Genomic DNA, 16,030 nt, shown 5'->3' with positions numbered 1-16,030 from the left:
GACATACTTGTTCATCAGCACGGGATCGCCCCGCTTGGTGGCGCCCAGGTCCACCATGTGCTCGTAGTCCTCGGAGTCATGGCTGGTGATCTGGCCCGTCCAGTAGAACTCGTTGAACAACTCCTCGCCCAGGATCTGCTTCATCTCAGACACGGTGGCACGGGGATGCAGGCCGTTGGAGAACATGAACAGAATGTCCTTCTTCTCCACGCCGGCGGCGTACAGCTCATCCAGGCAGGCCCGGATGGACACCTTCCGGTGGGAAGTGGGCTGGCAGCCGCCCTTCACGATGTCGGGGATGACGAAAACCACGGTCTTGCCGGGAGCGGCCAGCTCCTTCAGAGAAGGCATACCCATGGGGTTGCGGATGGACTCCAGGGTGGCGTTGTACAGGCTGTCCCAGTCCTGGGGCAGGCACTCAGGGTCGGGCACGGTGGTGCCGGGGATAAACACGTCGGTGTTGTCGGGCAGCTCAGCGCTCATCAGGCCGTGGCCGTATTCAAAATCAAGCTTCATAGATGATCTCCTTACTGATGCAGATGGGTTTGGGTTATTTCAGACCGTGGAAGAGCAGCGTGGCCTGGGTTCGCAGCCGTTCCAGCTCCCGAGGATCGGCAATGGGCATATGTTCCGCCAGAAAGGCAAAGAGAGAATTTTGCTCCTCCGGCGTATCTGCCAACCCCAGCTCCTCCAAACAGGCGGGCAGTTCAAACCGCCGCAGGAACCGGTCCAGCGCCTCCTGCTCCGTCCGGGGGGCGCCGTTGACAGCCAGCTGGTAGACCAGGCTGGCCCCCACCAGCTCTCCGTGGAGGAACCGGGAGCGGATCTCCGGGCGGCAGGTGCAGAAGTAGCTGTACAGGGAGTGGCTGATGGCGGCCTGTTTGCCGCCGCAGGCCATGGCGGAGATCAGTCCGGTGAGCTGGAGGGCGGCACAGATGCAGTCCTCCGTCATGGGGTCCTCCCGGCCCTGCTCCAGGGCTTCATATACCGCCCCGCCGGAGGAGAGCAGCAGGTCATAGGTGCTGCGGGCCAGCAGACGGGCGCTGTGGGAGAAGGTGTTCTGCTCCCACTGGCCGGAGTGGAGGATGTTGTAGCTGATCTCGGGGTATTTGGCCATGGCATCCACAAAGCCGATGATGTTGTATCTGGGCGGGCAGTCCCGGACCAGAATGTCCAGGTCGGCCACCACGGCAAAGGGGGGATAGCGGGACCAGTAGTTGCCCACAAAGGCCCCCTGGTCGGTGTATTCCACCGCCAGCCAGGCGGAGGCGGCACAGGTGGCCGCCGAGGTGGGGACGGTAATGACCCGCACCTCCATCAGGTCGGCGGCGATCTTGGCGGCGTCAAGAGCCCGGCCGCCGCCCACGCCGATGACGGCGTCCGCGCCAAAAGCCCGACCGGCCTCCGCCGCTGCCCGGTAATTGGCGGGGCAGCAGCCGCCGGAAAAGAGATGGACCTGCCATGTGATCCCATGCTCCGTCAAAACAGAGGTGACCGCCTGCTCCACCTTGGGCCACACCTGCCGGTCGGCCAGGATCCATACACGGGTGCCAAGTAAAGCGGCGTCCTCCCCCAGATGAGAGAGGACGCCGCTTCCCTGGTAGTATCTTCCCGCGCAGAGTTGGATGAGGGTTCCACTGCGCACGAGATGACCTCCTTATTACGCCGCCTTGCGGGCAGCCAGCTTCTTCTTAACGTAGGGGAACAGCAGCATAAATACAGACAGCAGAATGAAGAAGCAGCTGATGGGAGAGGTGAAGAAGGTGCCCCAGTTGCCCTTGGACACGATGAGGGCGCGGCGCAGGTTGGACTCGCACAGCTTGCCCAGCACCAGGCCGATGACCATGGGGGTCATGGGCATATCCAGCTTGATCATAAAGTACCCGAAGATGCCCACGCCCACCATGAAGATGGCGTTAAAGGCGGAGTAGTCGATGGCAAAGGCGCCGATGACGCACAGGACCACCAGAATGGGCACCAGGGTGCTGGTGGGAACCCGGGTGATGTTGACAAAGCCCCGGATGAAGGCCCGGCCCTGAAGGTACATGAAGATGTTCACGATGATGAGGCCCAGCATGATGGTGTAGACCCATTCGCTGTGCTGGGTGAAGAGCTGGGGGCCGGCGGCGATGCCCTGCATGGTGAGCGCGCCCAGCAGAACGGCGGTGTTGGTGTCGCCGGGGATGCCCAGGGTGAGCAGGGGGATGAGGGTGGCGCCGGTGACGGCGTTGTTGGCGGTTTCAGAAGCCACCACGGCCTCCTCGGAGCCGTGGCCGTACTCCTCGGGGTGCTTGGAGGTGCGCTTGGCCTCGTTGTAGGCCAGGAAGGAGGAGATGGCCGCGCCGGTGCCGGGCACCGCGCCGATAAACACGCCCAGGATGCTGGACTTGAGCAGTACCATTTTATATTTGAGGACATCCAGGAAGGAGACCTTTTCTTTTTCGACTTTAACTGCTTTGCCGGTATCCTTGTTCATGTCCCGGGCTTTGGCCATGATTTCGGTGATGGCAAACAGGCCGATGAGCACAGGAATGGTGTCGATGCCGCCGGCCATCCGGTTGATGCCGAAGGTGAACCGGCTGACGCCGTCCATGGGATCGATACCGATACAGGAAATCAGCAGACCCACAAAGCCCATCAGCAGGCCCTTGATCTGAGACTTGCCGCCTACGCTGGCGATGATAGTCAGACCGAAGAGGGAGAGGGCAAAATACTCCGAGGGCCCGAAGCGCAGGGCAAAGCTGGCGATGGGGGGCGCGGCGAAGATGAGAACTATACAGCTGAACAGACCGCCGATGGTGGAGGCTGCCAGTGCGTCATGAAGGGCCTTCAGGCCGTGGCCCTTCTGTGCCATGGGATAGCCGTCCAGAGAGGTGGCGGCCGACGCGGGGGTACCGGGGGTGTTGATGAGGATGGCGGTGATGGAGCCGCCGTAAATACTGCCGCAGTACACGCCCAGCAGCAGCATCACGCCGGGGATGGAGGCCAGGCCGTAGGTCAGAGGGAGCAGCAGGGCCATGGCCATGGTGCCGGTCAGGCCGGGCAGCGCGCCCACCACGATACCGCCTGCCAGGCCCACATTGATCCACAGCAGATTCTCCAGGGTGAAGAGACTGCTTAAAACTTCCAAATACACAGAATCATACCTCCTTTATGGCAGCCGGACAGACAGCAGGAAGGTAAATCCGGCCCAAATGGCCACAGTCACGGCATAGACAATGGGGTAGGCCCAGATCTTTTTGACCCGGAACAGCAGCAGAATGGCCGTGGCGGCCAGGAGGGTGGAGGGGAAATAGCCCAGGAACTCAAATATGGCGGAATAGACCAGAATAATGACTGCCAGGGCAATGGCACGAAGCTCATCCCGAAGAGCGGTTTTACGCTCCTCGTCGGTGGTATAGGTGGTTTTGGTGTCGCTTCCTGCGGCCTTGCGATGCTTGACCAGGGTAATGGCCAGCAGGGCCAGACTGAGGAGTACCATGCAGGTTCCGATGAAATAGGGGAAGACCCGGGGGCCCATGACGGATACGCCGGGATCATCAATGGTCAGTGGAACGGAGATCAGCACAAACGCGCCAAAAATCAGAAAAACAAAGGAAGAAATCAGATCTTTCTTATATTGGCTCATAGAAGTTCTCCTTTTGCTGGATTCCTTCCCGGACGAGCGGGCCGGGCCCGCTCATCCGGGAAGAGGGGGGAACACGGGAATCAGGACTCACCGGAAAGCAGAGCCTGGTTGACGGCAGCCTCGTCCTTGATCCGCTGAACCATCTCATCGGTGGTCATGGTCAGGGGCAGCAGCTGGTTGGCGTCGCAGAACTCCTTGTACTCGTCGGTGGCGGTGATAGCGCTGAGGGTCTCGGTGATCTTGGTCACGATCTCGTCGGGGGTGCTGGCGGGCACCATGAGGAACTTCCACACGCTCATGGTCACGTCATAGCCCATCTCCTTAAAGGTGGGGATGTCCTTCAGGTTGTCGCGGGGATCCCGCTCGTCGTTGAAGATGCCCAGAGCCACAGCGTCGCCGGACTCCACATACTGCATGACCTCGCCGGGGTGGCCTACGCACACGTCAATGTGGCCGCCCAGCAGGGCCGCGATGGTGGGAGAGCTGCCGTCATAGGAGATACCGGTGGCCTCCACGTCGGTCATGCTGAAGAACTGCTTCTGGGAGAGCTCCATCAGGCTGCCGCTGCCGGAGAAACCATAGGTCACGGTATCTTTGGCCAACAGGTCGTCGATGCTGGTGATGCCGGAGTTCTTGCCGGCAATCATGATGATGGGCTCGTTGGACAGGGCGGCCACAGGGATAAAGTCATCGATGGTGTAGTCCACATCGCGGACGTAGGGCTGGAGGGTAAACACGCCGATGGCTTCCTGGCACAGGGTGTAGCCGTCGCCGGCGGTGTTCTTGAACTCGGTGGTAGCCACGGTGCCGCCGGCGCCGCCGCTGTTCTGTACCACCATGTTCACGCCGAAGTAATCGCTGCCGGCGCCGATCTCAGAGACGATACGGCACAGACCGTCGGAGGTGCCGCCCGCATCCCAGGGGCAGACAATGGTAATGGTGCTGCTGGGGTAGTTGTCGGCAGAGCTGCCGCCGGAGTTGGTTTCCGTGGTGCCGCCGCCGGACTGTCCACAGGCGGCCAGAGGAAGGGCAAGAGCAAGAGAAAGGGTCAGAGCAGCGATTTTCCTTTTTTTCATGTGATTCATCCTCTTTTCTGTGTAGTTTAAATATCGTTTTACCGCGTCTGCGGTGGGATTACAAAAGTTTGCAGGTGGCCTCCCACAATCCGTTCAGGTAGCACACCCCCCATGGCCCGGTCGTACAGGCCGTAGCCGGGGCGGCCCTGTTCGCCCCACACCATCCGGCCGTGGTCCGGGCGGATGACGCCGTCGAACCCGTTTTCCCGGAGAATGCGGAAGAGGGCGGCCATGTCGATGCGGCCGGAGGTGCTGATGTGGCCGCTCTCATGGAAGGATTGAGGCCCGTCCAGGGCCACGTTGCGGGCGTGGACGAAGGGGACCTGTCCCCGGCTGCACAGCGCCTGAGCGATGGCGCACACATCGTTTTGGGGACTGCTGCCCAGGGAGCCTGTACACAGGGTCACGCCGTTGGCGGGCAGATCCACGATACGGCAGATCTCCAGCAGGTCCTCCAGGGTGGAGACGATACGGGGCAGGCCGAATACCGGCAGCGGCGGGTCGTCGGGGTGGATGGCCAGCCGGATGCCCAGCCGCTGGGCCTCAGGGACCACGGCCTGGAGGAAGTAGCGCAGGTTTTGCCACATTCCCTCCCGCCCCAGCTGGCGGTAGCGCTCCAGCAGCTCCTCCTCCGGCCACAGCTCACCGGCGGGGATGTGGTAGAGGGAGGTCACCACCTCGGTCACCGGCGGAATCTCCCGGATGTGGTCCAGGGTGATGGCATCCGATGGACCGTACCAGCGAAAGCCAAAGCTGGTCATAGGCAGTCGCCCAGAATGGACCGCACGCCGTTCTCCACCACAGCCTCCTCCTCAGGAGTGAGGGCGCGGAAGGGGAAGCGGGGGGGACCCATGTGGAAGCCCTGCATCTCCAGCATCTTCTTGTGGGACATAATGGGCATGACCTTGCGGACCAGCCCCCGGAGCTGGAGCAGCTGTTTCTGGACCTGGCGGGCCTGGTCCAGATGGCCGGCCTGGTAGTGATCCCAGAGCTGCTGGCACAGGGCGGGGAATACCGCGGCCATGGCCACGATGCCGCCGTCGCCGCCCGACTGCAGGACGGGCAGTACCTGGGCGTCGTTGCCGGTGATCAGCTCAAAGCCCTGGGGCAGATCCAGACACTGAAACTCCTGGAAGGTGATGAAGTCCATGCTGCTGTCCTTCAGACCCACCACGTTGGGGCAGGTGTCGCACACCTGCTGCACCACCCGGGGGGTGATGGGGTTGTGGGTCATGCCGGGGATGTTATAGAGGTAGAGAGGCAGGGAGCCGGACAGCTTGGAGGCCTCCTGGAAGTAGGAGACCAGGGCCGCCTCATCGTAGGGGTGGTAGTAGGGGGCGGTGACAGAGGCCGCGTGAGCCCCCTCACTTCTGGCCCAGGCAAACAGGTCGGCCATATCGGCCTTGTCCATGGCGGTGGTGTTGAAGAGGATAAAGGTGTCGTCAGCGGCCCCTTTGATGGCTGCGGTGAGCAGCTTTTTCCGCTCCTCCAGAGTCAGGTTGATGAATTCTCCCGAGGTGCCGCAGACGAACACGCCCCGGATACCGGCCTTGGTGATAAATTGGGTGAGTTTGGTGTATTCCTCGTAGTTGACGCTGCCGTCCGTGTGAAATGGGGTGAGCTGTGGGGCCGAGATACCCCGCAGGCTGGGGGACTGTGACACGGAGACCGCCTCCTTTCCTTGATACAGGTGAGAACCCGGACGTTAGTCCAGAATGGCGCCTTTGGCGGCAGGCTCCACGTGCTTGGCGTAACGGGACAGATACCCCTCGGTGACCTTGGGCTGGTGGGGGGGAAGAGCGGCCAGACGGGCGGCCAGCTCGTCGTCACTGAGACGGACGGAGAGGGTACCGGCGTCGATGTCGATCTCAATGATATCGCCGTCCCGGACTGCCGCGATGGGGCCCCGGCGGGAGGTCTCGGGAGAGACGTGGCCAATGCAGGGACCGCGGGTGGCGCCGGAGAAGCGCCCGTCGGTGACCAGGGCCACCGACTCGGCAAAGCCCATGCCCACCAGCGCGGCGGTGGCGGTGAGCATTTCCCGCATACCCGGGCCGCCCTGGGGGCCCTCGTTGCGGATGACAATGACCTCGCCGTGCTGGATGCCGCCGCCGTAGATGGCCTTGACGGCGTCCTCCTCACACTCAAAGCAGTGGGCCGGGCCGCTGTGCTTGCGCATCTGGGGTGCCACGGCGGACTGCTTGACGACAGCGCCGTCGGGGGCCAGGTTGCCCTTGAGGACGGTAATGGAGCCGTGGTCGCTGTAGGCCTGATCCACCGGGTGGATGACCTCCGGGTTGTACTCCACCACATCCGCCACGTTCTGGCGGTGGGTGCGTCCGTTGACCGTCATCTGATCCAGATCGATGAGTCCGTCCAGCTCCCGCATGACCGCGCCCACGCCGCCGGCCTGATCCAGATCCAGCATGGTGTGGGTGCCGGAGGGCTTGATCTTGGCCAGGTAGGGGGTGTCGGCGGACAGACGGCCCATGTCCTCCAATGTCATGGACAGGCCTGCCTCATGGGCGATGGCGGGCATATGCAGGGTCATGTTGGTAGAGCCGCCCACGCTCAGACCCACCCGCACGGCCAGCTCCAGCATCTTCTGGGTCACGATGTCCCGGGGGCGGATATTCTTCTCCACCAGACGTACGATGGCCTTGCCGCTAAGTTTGGCCACCCGGTTTTTCTTGCCGCTGACGGCGTGGGCGCAGGCGCTGCCCGGAAGGGTGAGGCCCAGGGCCTCCGCCACCACCGACATGGTGTTGGCCGTGCCCATCATGGCGCAGGAGCCGGGGGTGGGGGACATGAGCCCCTCCATGTACTCATATTCCTGGCGGGAGAGCTCTCCACGGGTGAGCTTACCGGCCATCTCCTTGAGCTCGTAGGTGGCGTAGGTGCGGCCCTTGTAGACGGCGGGCATCATGGGGCCGCTGGTGACAATGACCGTGGGCAGGTTGACCCGCAGAGCCGCCATCAGCATGGCGGGCACGATCTTGTCACAGCCGCCGATGAGCACCAGACCGTCCAGCTGGTGGCCGGCGGCGTACACGTCGATGGAGTCGGCGATGATCTCCCGGCTGGGCAGTACGCTGCACATACCAACGTGGCCCTGGGAGAAGCCGTCGCAGATGGAGATGGTGTTGACCTCGAAGGGGATGCCCCCCGCCTCCAGAACGCCGTCCCGCACCAGCTTGCCCAGCCGGTCCAGATGGACGTGGCCGGGGTGCATCTCGTTATAGGTGTTGATGACGCCGATGAAGGGCTTGGACAGGTCCTCATTGTCCAGCCCCATGCCCCGCAGATGGGCCCGGGGGCCTGCCATACTCAGACCGTTTACCACCTTGGAACTGGGATACTTGGGATCTTTATAAATGAGATCCAGTGTCTCTTCCATGGAAGCTGCCTCCTTGTATCAGGATGATTTGGAAAGCTGGATGGGATAGCTGCATCCCAGCTTTTCGGTGATTCGGGCCGCGCACTGGAGCAGCTCCCTGCCGTAGGAGAGGGCCTTTTCCAGTGAAAAGCGGTAGTCGGGCGCGGCAATGCTGATGGCGGCCGGTGCCTGGTTGTCCACATCGAAAATAGGAGCGGCGATGCAGACCACGTCGGTGTGGTGTTCGTGGTTGTCCACGGCGTAACCCTGAATCCGGATGACCTCCAGCTCCCGCAGGAGACTCTCCGGATCGGCCAGGGTCTTGGAGGTGTACCGGGTCAGTTCGGTGTGCTCCAGATAGTTTTTCAGCCAACTCTCCGACTTCCAGGCCAGCAGAGCCTTGCCGCCGCTGGTGCAGTGAAGAGGAATGCGCTTGCCAACGGCGGAGTGGAGGCCCACCGAGTTCTTGGCACCCAGTTTGGCCAGATAGACCGCCTCCCGGTCCTCTTCTCCAATCAGGTGGATGGTCTCCAGACTCAGGTTGTTCAGATAGGTCATCTCCGCCTTGGCCGCCTCATAGAGGAAGTTGGTCTTTTGCAGCTGAAGGGCCAGCAGACGGGCCTCGAAGCCCACACGGTAACATTTCCGGGCGTCATCCTTTATTACAAAGCCGCAGTGCTGCATCTCCTGGAGGATGCGGTGGGTGGAGCTGGGCGGAATACCGGTCATGGCGGACAGCTTGGCCAGGGGAACCTCTTCCTCGCTTTCAGCCAGAGCAACCAGCAGCTGCAGCGCCTTCATGGAGCTGTACATCCGCATCATTTCGTGCAGTTCCTTGCCCCAATGCATACAGAAACCTCCTTCGCATAGGATTCTATATTATTCTAGAAAATGGATATTTAAAAGGGGATTTTAAATATAGAAATGAGACCAAATGAAAAGGGAGGATTTCCTCCCAGGCGCATTCTAAATACAGAAAGACAGTTCCAAATTGCACAAAAAGATCGGGTATATTTTGTCGCGGTGTATAAGTGAACTTTCACAAAAGAACGTGATGATAGAGTAAGGGGAATTGGGTAGTATTTCCAATGCGCTGCAAAAGAGGCCGGGGGGCTGTCTGCCGATTCTGAACCGGAAGATCTTGTCATAGTCTGTACCAATCAAATGGTAGGAGGTACGGGAATGAAGATCATTCTGCTGCGGCGAAAGCTGCTGGCGGTGCTGGCCTGTGTGTTGGCGGCCGCCGCCATGTTCTACATCGTCAATTATCCGGAGGTGGTAAGCGCGGCGGCTACCAAACGGCAGCTGCCCATCTACTGCGTCCAGCGGGATCAGAAGATGGTGGCTATCTCCTTCGACGCGGCCTGGGGAAATGAGGACACCCAGCAGCTTATCGATATTCTGGGCCAATACCAGATCAAGGCCACCTTTTTTGTGGTAGGGGAGTGGGTGGACAAATACCCGGAGTCGGTGAAAGCGCTCCACGAGGCCGGTCATGAGATCATGAACCACTCCAACACCCACGCCCACTACAACAGCCTGTCCACGGAGGAAATCATTGCCGACGTGTCGGCCTGCAACGACAAGATCGAAGCCATCACCGGCGTACGGCCTACCCTGATCCGCTGTCCCTACGGGGAGTATGACGACCATGTGATTGCCGCCATCCGCTCCATGGGTATGGAGCCCATCCAGTGGGATGTAGATGGTTCCAAAACCGCTTCAAGCTATTGTGCCCCAATGGATAGCGGCCGGTTTTGATGCCTATTAAGTATCCCTCTATTAAGTATCCCTCTAATAACACAGATATGGCTCTAAATGGAGTTTATCTGCCTCTGCATGAGGTTTGCGCAAAGTCCTATCCAACGAGTGGATCCGCTGAACAGTCCACCAAAAGCCATTATAAATTGAAACACTCCTAACACGATTATAGGGCTGCACAAAACAGCTCAAATCATATTGGGGGTATTTTTTATGAAAATAAACTATGACGTACGAGAAGCCATGGAGGCACTTCAGTTAAAGACCTTACGGAAACATCAGATTCAACCCATCAACAGCATTTTGGACAGACGGGATACTCTGGTCATCGCACCTACCGGTTCAGGCAAGTCAGCCATCTTCCAGGTATCTGCTCTGGTCATGCACCGGAAGTGCCATACCTGGACGATGGTCATCGAGCCTACCCTGTCTCTGATGGAGGATCAGGTGCAGGCGCTCAATGCCAAGGGGATACGCGCCAATCAGATCTCAGGCAATCATCCTATGGACTATAATGCGACAAAAATGACCATGGACGGCCCTGTATACCTACAAGATCTCAGCGCTCCCTTTCTCTATATCACCCCGGAACGCCTGCAATCTAAACCGTTTCAAAAAGCCATCAAGGACAATCCACCCGGCCTGGTGGTGGTGGATGAGGCCCACTGTGTGCTGGACTGGGGCCACACCTTCCGCCCCAGCTATCTGGAGATCGGGAAGTGGCTGTCCACCCTGAAAAAGCGCCCGGTGGTTGCTGCCTTTACAGCTACGGCGCCGGAAACCTGCCGTTCAGAGATCTGTGCGTTTCTGGGTATGGATGAGCCTGAGGTATGCGTCAACTCCCTGGAACGCTCCAATCTAATTCTGATCCGGGAGGACTGCTCCGCTATGACCATCCAGCGCCGCTTGTCACGGCTGAAATACCACCTCAAAAAATACGGCAAAAAGGGTCCCACGGTTATCTACTGTGCCACCCGGAAGTATGTGGATCTGGTTTCCAATTATCTCTCAAATCAGTTTCCCGGTGAGGTGGTCAAGTGCCATGCTTACATGGACCCGGATAAGCGGCAGCGAAATGAGCTGAAGTTTATCCACGGCAAGAAACGGATCATGGTAGCTTCCACTGCTTTCGGCATGGGTGTGGATGTGCCCGACATCCGCCTGGTAGTCCACTTCAATTTGCCCCTCAGCGTGACCGACTACTATCAGCAGATTGGGCGAGCGGGCCGGGATGGTAAGAAGTCCCGCTGTGTATTGCTCTATGCCGGTGAGGATCGGGATCTGAACGAAACTATCCTCTATAAAGAGGACTATGATGAATCTCTGCAAAAGCTGTTGCTGGACCGGCTGGACGAGATGATTGGGATCGTCACCGGTAAGGCCTGCATCATGCAGCAGGTGCTGGCTGCACTGGGTGAGAAGAAGCCCAACACCTGCCGTCACTGTACCAACTGCCAGCGGAACAGGAGGGGCTGACATGAAGCTGAAACAAGTCCGTCTGGGTATTCATACCATCGAACTGTATGCCGGAAAGCTCAAGTACCACCAGATCCAAAAGACCATCGATCACCTGGTGGACCAGGGATCCATCCAACAAATCTATTCCGATTCCTACTCCATTGACCGGCATTTGAAGAGCACCTATCTGGTGGCTCGGGGCGTCCGTATGCGCCTGCACCAAAGCCATAATAAATCCAACGGTATTTCCTTTGCGGTCAATCCATCCACTCTGCTGGCAGGATCCTATCAGCCGCTGGCGCTGTACCAGCCCACCAAGGAAAATGTGGTTGAGATGCAGTCACACCTTGCCGATATGTTCGAGGAAATTCATCTGAGCGATCATGAAATGCCTATCCTGGCCCCTGATGAGCTCAGTCTCAGCCGTATGGACCTGACCGTAGATTTATGGTTCAGCAAGGATACGGATCTCTCTTCGTTAATCCGCATATTTCGCAAATCCATGCTGCCGCGGCACTATAAGCGCCGTGAATTAGAGGGAAAACAGGACTATTTCTTTGAACTTGCCACCAAAGAGATCTCCTTTAAGGTTTACGACAAAGTCTATGAACTTACACAGAATGACCGCTGTCCCAAGAAGTACAGGAAGGAGAGAATCCTCCGGCTGGAAGTCAGCATGAGACGGGAGGCCTTTCTGGAGAAGTTGGGCTTAAAGCGGAAGGATGATCTGCTTGCCATGCTTAAGATGGGATATGACAACGTCTGCACCGTCATCAGCGAATTTCTGGACAAGCTGTTTCCTGCTTGCGGTATGCACTTGCCCTATCCGGAGGCAGAACGAAAGATCCAACAAAGTAAGCTGGATTCGGCGATCAAAGAACAGATGCTGTTTCTGCTGAAAAAGACGAGCCGCGGCGCCGGACTGGACACCGCAGCTCAGAAGTGGAAAGAAACCTATAGTGTTGTTGATATCCGAAAGTTTCATGCTCTGATGAAACAGTTTGATAAGCTCCAGGTCAATCCTGTGACCCTGACCAGCAGAGAACAGCAGGGAATCCCCTGCCTGCGGGCTGTCATAGAACAGGAGTTGGCACATGATCGTTTCCGGATAAAATCCCCGCAGATTTTATCTGGAAACGATCAAAAAAGGTCCGGAAACCGTTTGAAATAAGATGAGATCACTAACATTCATATAAGAAACGGTGATTTGCGTTCAGACACCTGACACAGATCTGGCCGTTTTCAAATCACTTTAACAGGAGGTATCTCACATGAAGTACATTCCCTATCGTGACATGAAAGAGTTTTACACCATCCCGGAGTTGTGCCGTCTCTTCGAGATGGACAAGGCGGAGCTGAGACAATACGCCGACAAGTATGCCATCGGCCCGGTGGAGGACCAGTTCGGCAACTGGGGATTCCTCAAGGCTGACGTGCGGAAGCTGCACAACGCCATCTACAAAGAGCAGCAGGGCTACCAGCCCAAAAGTGGCAGCAGTTTCCGGCAGGATCCCTGGGCATGAGCGAGATCCTAACTGTAAAGGAGGCGGCAGCATTGCTCAAAACCAGCCGCCAGCAGATCCGCAGGATGATCCAGAATGGAGAACTCCCGGCCGTCAAGGTCGGCCGGGAGTGGAGGATCAGCAGAAATGCCCTGCTGGATTATCTGGGGTTCCCGTACTGACGGGAACCCCATTTTATTTAACCATTGTTTCTAAGAAACCAATCAGCGCCAGTTTTTGTTCCTCTGTGAGTTTGGTGATCTGGCGCAGCAGCCGGTCCTGCTCTGTATCCTGGTCGGACGGAATATCAAAGAAATCCCGCAGAGAGATATGCAGGGTGTCACAGATCAACTGAAGGTTTTCCACCGAGATGCCCTTCTCGCCCAGCTCTACCGAGCGCAGGAAACTCTGGGATAGCCCGCACAGATTGGCCAGACGGTTGGTGGTCCAGCCGGTGGTCTCTCGCAATTCAGCAATGCGTCGTCCTATCTCCATATCGATGCTCCCATCTGTTTTACTATAACCTTAGCAAAATCTTTTGGGATTATTTACATCTATAGTTATATATGATATTCTTTTAAATATATACCGCATCTCATTTGAGATATCTATAGGAGGGAAGTTATGGAGCGCTTTTGCACAACGTGCGGGGCACCGCTGGGCCCCACTGATCAATTCTGTACATCCTGCGGTGCACCTATGAATCCGGAGCCGGCCGGGAAAACCCGTTCGCAGGAGAAGGGATTCTTTTACCGGCTGTGGCATAACCACGCTTTTGAAGCTGCCGCAGTAAAGATCAACCAGTTTACCAACTATGTTTATGCCGTTCTGGGCTGTATCCTGATCATTCTGGGGTTCTTTTGGGGGTATGGCTGGACGGTTTGGGGGACGGTTCTGGGCTTGATCGGCGTCATCAATCTGGGCTATAACCGGAAACTCCGGCAACAGCGGAAATATATGCCCTGTCCCACCTGCAATCATCGCATGGAACGGGGACAGGCTTTCTGCCCCATCTGCGGCACGCATATCGAGAATCCGGGACAGCCCTACACCGTTCAGGATGCCGGAAACGAAGAGGCTGGCTGCAATGCCGGTACCATGAACCGGAAAAAGATTGGTATGCTGATAGAGGTCGCGCTTCTGATCGGCTTTGTGGTCTTTCTGGCCAACGGTGGGGCAGGCATCCTTCGTTATGGATGGGATGCGGCGGTTGGTGGTCCCATCTATCAGATCCAAAATATTACGCTGGACGAATATGGTCCTCAGACCATGAAAGAATTGATGGACGACAACTTGCGCAGCCCCACCTGGACCTCAGAATCCATTGATGAGGACGCCTCCAACGTCTATGTGGAAGGCTATATGCCCATTATGGGAGAGGATGTTCGTATTCGCTTCTATTATGAGGATCAGAATGATGGTACCTTTGAATATTCCTTAAATCGAATCGACCTGCTGGATAGTCAGCAGACATCAAGTGACGTGTTTGATATCATGTTATTCCTGGAGCTCATGTATGAAAACGCCGGTTGAGAAAAGAGATTGCAATAAACTGTCATCCTGCGCCAAGTAAATCTGTGACCGGCAGCCAGGCAGAACTGGTGACCTGTCTGGATCACTGGTCCCGGGAGAAAGGACGAACAGTCATCGGCGTACTCCACGACATCAGCCTCTCTCTGCCAGCGTGGTACGGATGTAGCCGGGTATATGCTTGACGCTCTCAAACGTTGGGAACAAGTCTCTTGACGTTTTAGAGTCTTAGTGATACGATACGATCAGAATTGAATCGGAATCTTTGTGGTTTCTGTTGCTTCCTGCTTAAGCTGCACGGTGCGGAAACTGGACAAGGGAACCGGGTGTGAATCCCGGACGGTAACCGCCGCTGTAAGCGCTGAGTCTGTATCCGTTGGCGAAAGCCAGTCATTGGGGAAACCTGAGAAGGCAGGATATGGACGCAGGAGAACTCCTCCGCAGGCGTAAGTCAGAAGACCTACAAGGAAAAGAGATCTGCTGCCCATATGGGTAGCAGGTGTCGTTTGGCTACACAGAAAAACGGCTGTGGCAATCATAAGGTTGCCGCAGCCGTTTTGTAATTTTCAGGAATATTACACCCTACAGTACGCTCCAAGAATGGTCATTGACAGCACTGCAGAAATCGGTTACAATGCAGACTGTGAGCAGGTCATATGCTTGACATATGCCAACTGACAAGCCGGTGAGAATCCGGCGCAGTCTTACCTCTACTGTATTTGGCCCCGGCCATAAGCCAGGATTGTCAGCCTGCTCCATGGTAATTGATCAAGGTGGTATCCATTGCCGATTTTTGCAGCCATATCCATGTCTGGAGATGGCTTGGGTTTCGTGCATTTATCATGTTCGAAGCCTCTGTTTGCAGGGATCGGCAATGGATATCTGCGCTTTACCGGCAGACACCATTGTCTGCCGGTTTTTTGTTTTTCAGGCTGCCGGAAGATCCTGGAGTTTGAAGGGGGGTGAAGACCATCAGCAAACGAAGACAGGCTCGCCCGGCCAGACTTACGCCACAAGAGGCAGCGCAGTATCGCAGCATGATACAAACGTGGGCAAAGCAAGCTCCGCCGGAGCACACAAACCACGGTGATGGGCATATGCTCTACGCGTCCCTTACCCTGTCCAGCGGACTTGGAAGAGCCGTCTATCATCAGCATCCTTGGCCCCAGCGGCGTGGTTCAGAATTTGGGCGCCAATGGCAGCATCACCAATGTGCCTCTGGTGGATAAGCTCTACGGCAAGCTGATCAACTGCTACTCCTGGGCGGATGCCCGATATGGCGGCCTTGTGGGAACGATGTTCTCCGGTTCCGTCATCGCCAACTGTTATGTGAATAAAACGCCCGGCGGCAACGGCGGCGGTCTGGTGATGACCGGCAACGGCGGACATATCCTTCACAGCTACTGGCTCGAGGGAGAAGCCATTGGCACCAATACCGGCACTTCTCTTCTGGACAGTCAGGCAGTTGCCAAGCATATAGTGTATATAATAATGTAACAAAAACAGCCCTCCGGAAAGTCCGAAGGGCTGTTTGAGTTTATCATTCTTTAGATGACATATTGTCCCCCGCCTGATCCACCTTGGACTCCAATGCTGCGATCATCTTGGTGAGCCAGGCGGGAATGGGGGCCCCCAGAGCCCCGGCGTTCTCGATGATGGAACCCGCCTCGGTGAGGATGTACCAGATCACCACCAGGGG

17 protein-coding genes, 1 pseudogene and 2 riboswitches are annotated in these 16,030 nt (G+C 57.4%); of the genes and pseudogenes, 7 read left to right on the top strand and 11 right to left on the bottom strand.

What is annotated here, in order from left to right; translation table 11 throughout:
• The 9 genes and pseudogenes from B5F94_RS14115 to B5F94_RS14075 all read right to left on the bottom strand — a co-directional run.
• A partial coding sequence (locus tag B5F94_RS14115; protein ID WP_143383314.1) for a lactate racemase domain-containing protein occupies positions 1–516 on the bottom strand: 516 nt, incomplete at its 3' end.
• A gap of 34 nt (positions 517–550) precedes the next feature.
• Positions 551–1,645, bottom strand: a complete 1,095-nt coding sequence (locus B5F94_RS14110; protein WP_087331004.1) for an iron-containing alcohol dehydrogenase — start codon at positions 1,643–1,645, stop codon at positions 551–553.
• A 15-nt stretch (positions 1,646–1,660) separates the two neighbouring features.
• A complete protein-coding gene (locus B5F94_RS14105; protein WP_087331002.1) occupies positions 1,661–3,136 on the bottom strand; it encodes a tripartite tricarboxylate transporter permease in 1,476 nt (491 codons plus the stop codon).
• Between the two features lie 15 nt (positions 3,137–3,151).
• Entirely contained in the window at positions 3,152–3,628 is a 477-nt protein-coding gene (locus B5F94_RS14100) for a tripartite tricarboxylate transporter TctB family protein (RefSeq protein WP_087331000.1), read from the bottom strand.
• 80 nt (positions 3,629–3,708) lie between these two features.
• A complete protein-coding gene (locus tag B5F94_RS14095; protein WP_087330998.1) occupies positions 3,709–4,704 on the bottom strand; it encodes a tripartite tricarboxylate transporter substrate binding protein in 996 nt (331 codons plus the stop codon).
• Between the two features lie 58 nt (positions 4,705–4,762).
• Positions 4,763–5,465 (bottom strand): annotated as a pseudogene (locus B5F94_RS14090) (mannonate dehydratase).
• Positions 5,462–6,367 (bottom strand): dihydrodipicolinate synthase family protein, encoded by a 906-nt coding sequence (locus tag B5F94_RS14085; RefSeq protein ID WP_087330996.1) that lies wholly within the window; start codon positions 6,365–6,367, stop codon positions 5,462–5,464. The pseudogene B5F94_RS14090 and the gene B5F94_RS14085 overlap by 4 nt, the downstream one beginning before the upstream one ends.
• 42 nt (positions 6,368–6,409) lie before the next feature.
• Entirely contained in the window at positions 6,410–8,101 is a 1,692-nt protein-coding gene (ilvD, locus tag B5F94_RS14080; protein WP_087330994.1) for a dihydroxy-acid dehydratase, read from the bottom strand.
• A gap of 18 nt (positions 8,102–8,119) precedes the next feature.
• Entirely contained in the window at positions 8,120–8,929 is an 810-nt protein-coding gene (locus tag B5F94_RS14075) for an IclR family transcriptional regulator (protein WP_087189354.1), read from the bottom strand.
• A 333-nt stretch (positions 8,930–9,262) separates the two neighbouring features.
• Here B5F94_RS14075 and B5F94_RS14070 point away from each other — a divergent pair, with 333 nt between their 5' ends.
• The 5 genes from B5F94_RS14070 to B5F94_RS14050 all read left to right on the top strand — a co-directional run bounded on the left by B5F94_RS14070 (position 9,263) and on the right by B5F94_RS14050 (position 12,983).
• The gene (locus B5F94_RS14070; RefSeq protein WP_143383313.1) at positions 9,263–9,841 is read left to right on the top strand and encodes a polysaccharide deacetylase family protein; all 579 of its coding nucleotides are present in this window, start codon (positions 9,263–9,265) and stop codon (positions 9,839–9,841) included.
• A 213-nt stretch (positions 9,842–10,054) separates the two neighbouring features.
• Positions 10,055–11,317 (top strand): RecQ family ATP-dependent DNA helicase, encoded by a 1,263-nt coding sequence (locus B5F94_RS14065; protein WP_087330992.1) that lies wholly within the window; start codon positions 10,055–10,057, stop codon positions 11,315–11,317.
• A 1-nt stretch (position 11,318) separates the two neighbouring features.
• The gene (locus B5F94_RS14060; RefSeq protein WP_087330990.1) at positions 11,319–12,470 is read left to right on the top strand and encodes a hypothetical protein; all 1,152 of its coding nucleotides are present in this window, start codon (positions 11,319–11,321) and stop codon (positions 12,468–12,470) included.
• A gap of 100 nt (positions 12,471–12,570) precedes the next feature.
• Positions 12,571–12,822, top strand: coding sequence for a MerR family transcriptional regulator (locus tag B5F94_RS14055; RefSeq protein ID WP_087330987.1), 252 nt, complete (start codon positions 12,571–12,573; stop codon positions 12,820–12,822).
• Positions 12,819–12,983: a helix-turn-helix domain-containing protein gene (locus B5F94_RS14050; protein ID WP_087188942.1), complete on the top strand. Its 165-nt coding sequence runs from the start codon at positions 12,819–12,821 to the stop codon at positions 12,981–12,983. The genes B5F94_RS14055 and B5F94_RS14050 overlap by 4 nt, the downstream gene beginning before the upstream one ends.
• Before the next feature lie 13 nt (positions 12,984–12,996).
• On the opposite strand, the gene B5F94_RS14045 is transcribed toward B5F94_RS14050, so the two are convergent.
• The gene (locus B5F94_RS14045; RefSeq protein WP_087330985.1) at positions 12,997–13,296 is read right to left on the bottom strand and encodes a helix-turn-helix domain-containing protein; all 300 of its coding nucleotides are present in this window, start codon (positions 13,294–13,296) and stop codon (positions 12,997–12,999) included.
• 129 nt (positions 13,297–13,425) lie between these two features.
• Here B5F94_RS14045 and B5F94_RS14040 point away from each other — a divergent pair, with 129 nt between their 5' ends.
• Together B5F94_RS14040 and B5F94_RS14035 are read left to right on the top strand one after the other, a co-directional pair.
• Positions 13,426–14,334 (top strand): zinc-ribbon domain-containing protein, encoded by a 909-nt coding sequence (locus tag B5F94_RS14040; RefSeq protein WP_143383312.1) that lies wholly within the window; start codon positions 13,426–13,428, stop codon positions 14,332–14,334.
• A gap of 254 nt (positions 14,335–14,588) precedes the next feature.
• A riboswitch (cobalamin riboswitch) is annotated at positions 14,589–14,814 on the top strand.
• A gap of 149 nt (positions 14,815–14,963) precedes the next feature.
• Positions 14,964–15,100: riboswitch (cobalamin riboswitch) on the top strand.
• A 362-nt stretch (positions 15,101–15,462) separates the two neighbouring features.
• Complete coding sequence (locus tag B5F94_RS14035; RefSeq protein WP_087189358.1) at positions 15,463–15,828, top strand: hypothetical protein; 366 nt, start codon at positions 15,463–15,465, stop codon at positions 15,826–15,828.
• Positions 15,829–15,871: 43 nt separating this feature from the next.
• On the opposite strand, the gene B5F94_RS14030 is transcribed toward B5F94_RS14035, so the two are convergent.
• Positions 15,872–16,021 (bottom strand): phage holin family protein, encoded by a 150-nt coding sequence (locus B5F94_RS14030; protein WP_343212834.1) that lies wholly within the window; start codon positions 16,019–16,021, stop codon positions 15,872–15,874.
• Positions 16,022–16,030: the final 9 nt, after the last annotated feature.

Source organism: Flavonifractor sp. An4 (assembly GCF_002161755.1).
Classification (GTDB): Bacteria; Bacillota; Clostridia; order Oscillospirales; family Oscillospiraceae; genus Flavonifractor; species Flavonifractor avicola.
This window is presented reverse-complemented; position numbering and strand designations above follow the sequence as displayed.

Bases quoted from the DNA above. Each gene is read 5' to 3' on its own strand.
- B5F94_RS14070 (WP_143383313.1), top strand. From the start codon at position 9,263: ATGAAGATCATTCTGCTGCGGCGAAAGCTGCTGGCGGTGCTGGCCTGT.
- B5F94_RS14045 (WP_087330985.1), bottom strand. From the start codon at position 13,296: ATGGAGATAGGACGACGCATTGCTGAATTGCGAGAGACCACCGGCTGG.
- B5F94_RS14065 (WP_087330992.1), top strand. From the start codon at position 10,055: ATGAAAATAAACTATGACGTACGAGAAGCCATGGAGGCACTTCAGTTA.
- B5F94_RS14060 (WP_087330990.1), top strand. From the start codon at position 11,319: ATGAAGCTGAAACAAGTCCGTCTGGGTATTCATACCATCGAACTGTAT.
- B5F94_RS14040 (WP_143383312.1), top strand. From the start codon at position 13,426: ATGGAGCGCTTTTGCACAACGTGCGGGGCACCGCTGGGCCCCACTGAT.
- B5F94_RS14100 (WP_087331000.1), bottom strand. From the start codon at position 3,628: ATGAGCCAATATAAGAAAGATCTGATTTCTTCCTTTGTTTTTCTGATT.
- ilvD (WP_087330994.1), bottom strand. From the start codon at position 8,101: ATGGAAGAGACACTGGATCTCATTTATAAAGATCCCAAGTATCCCAGT.
- B5F94_RS14050 (WP_087188942.1), top strand. From the start codon at position 12,819: ATGAGCGAGATCCTAACTGTAAAGGAGGCGGCAGCATTGCTCAAAACC.
- B5F94_RS14095 (WP_087330998.1), bottom strand. From the start codon at position 4,704: ATGAAAAAAAGGAAAATCGCTGCTCTGACCCTTTCTCTTGCTCTTGCC.
- B5F94_RS14055 (WP_087330987.1), top strand. From the start codon at position 12,571: ATGAAGTACATTCCCTATCGTGACATGAAAGAGTTTTACACCATCCCG.
- B5F94_RS14075 (WP_087189354.1), bottom strand. From the start codon at position 8,929: ATGCATTGGGGCAAGGAACTGCACGAAATGATGCGGATGTACAGCTCC.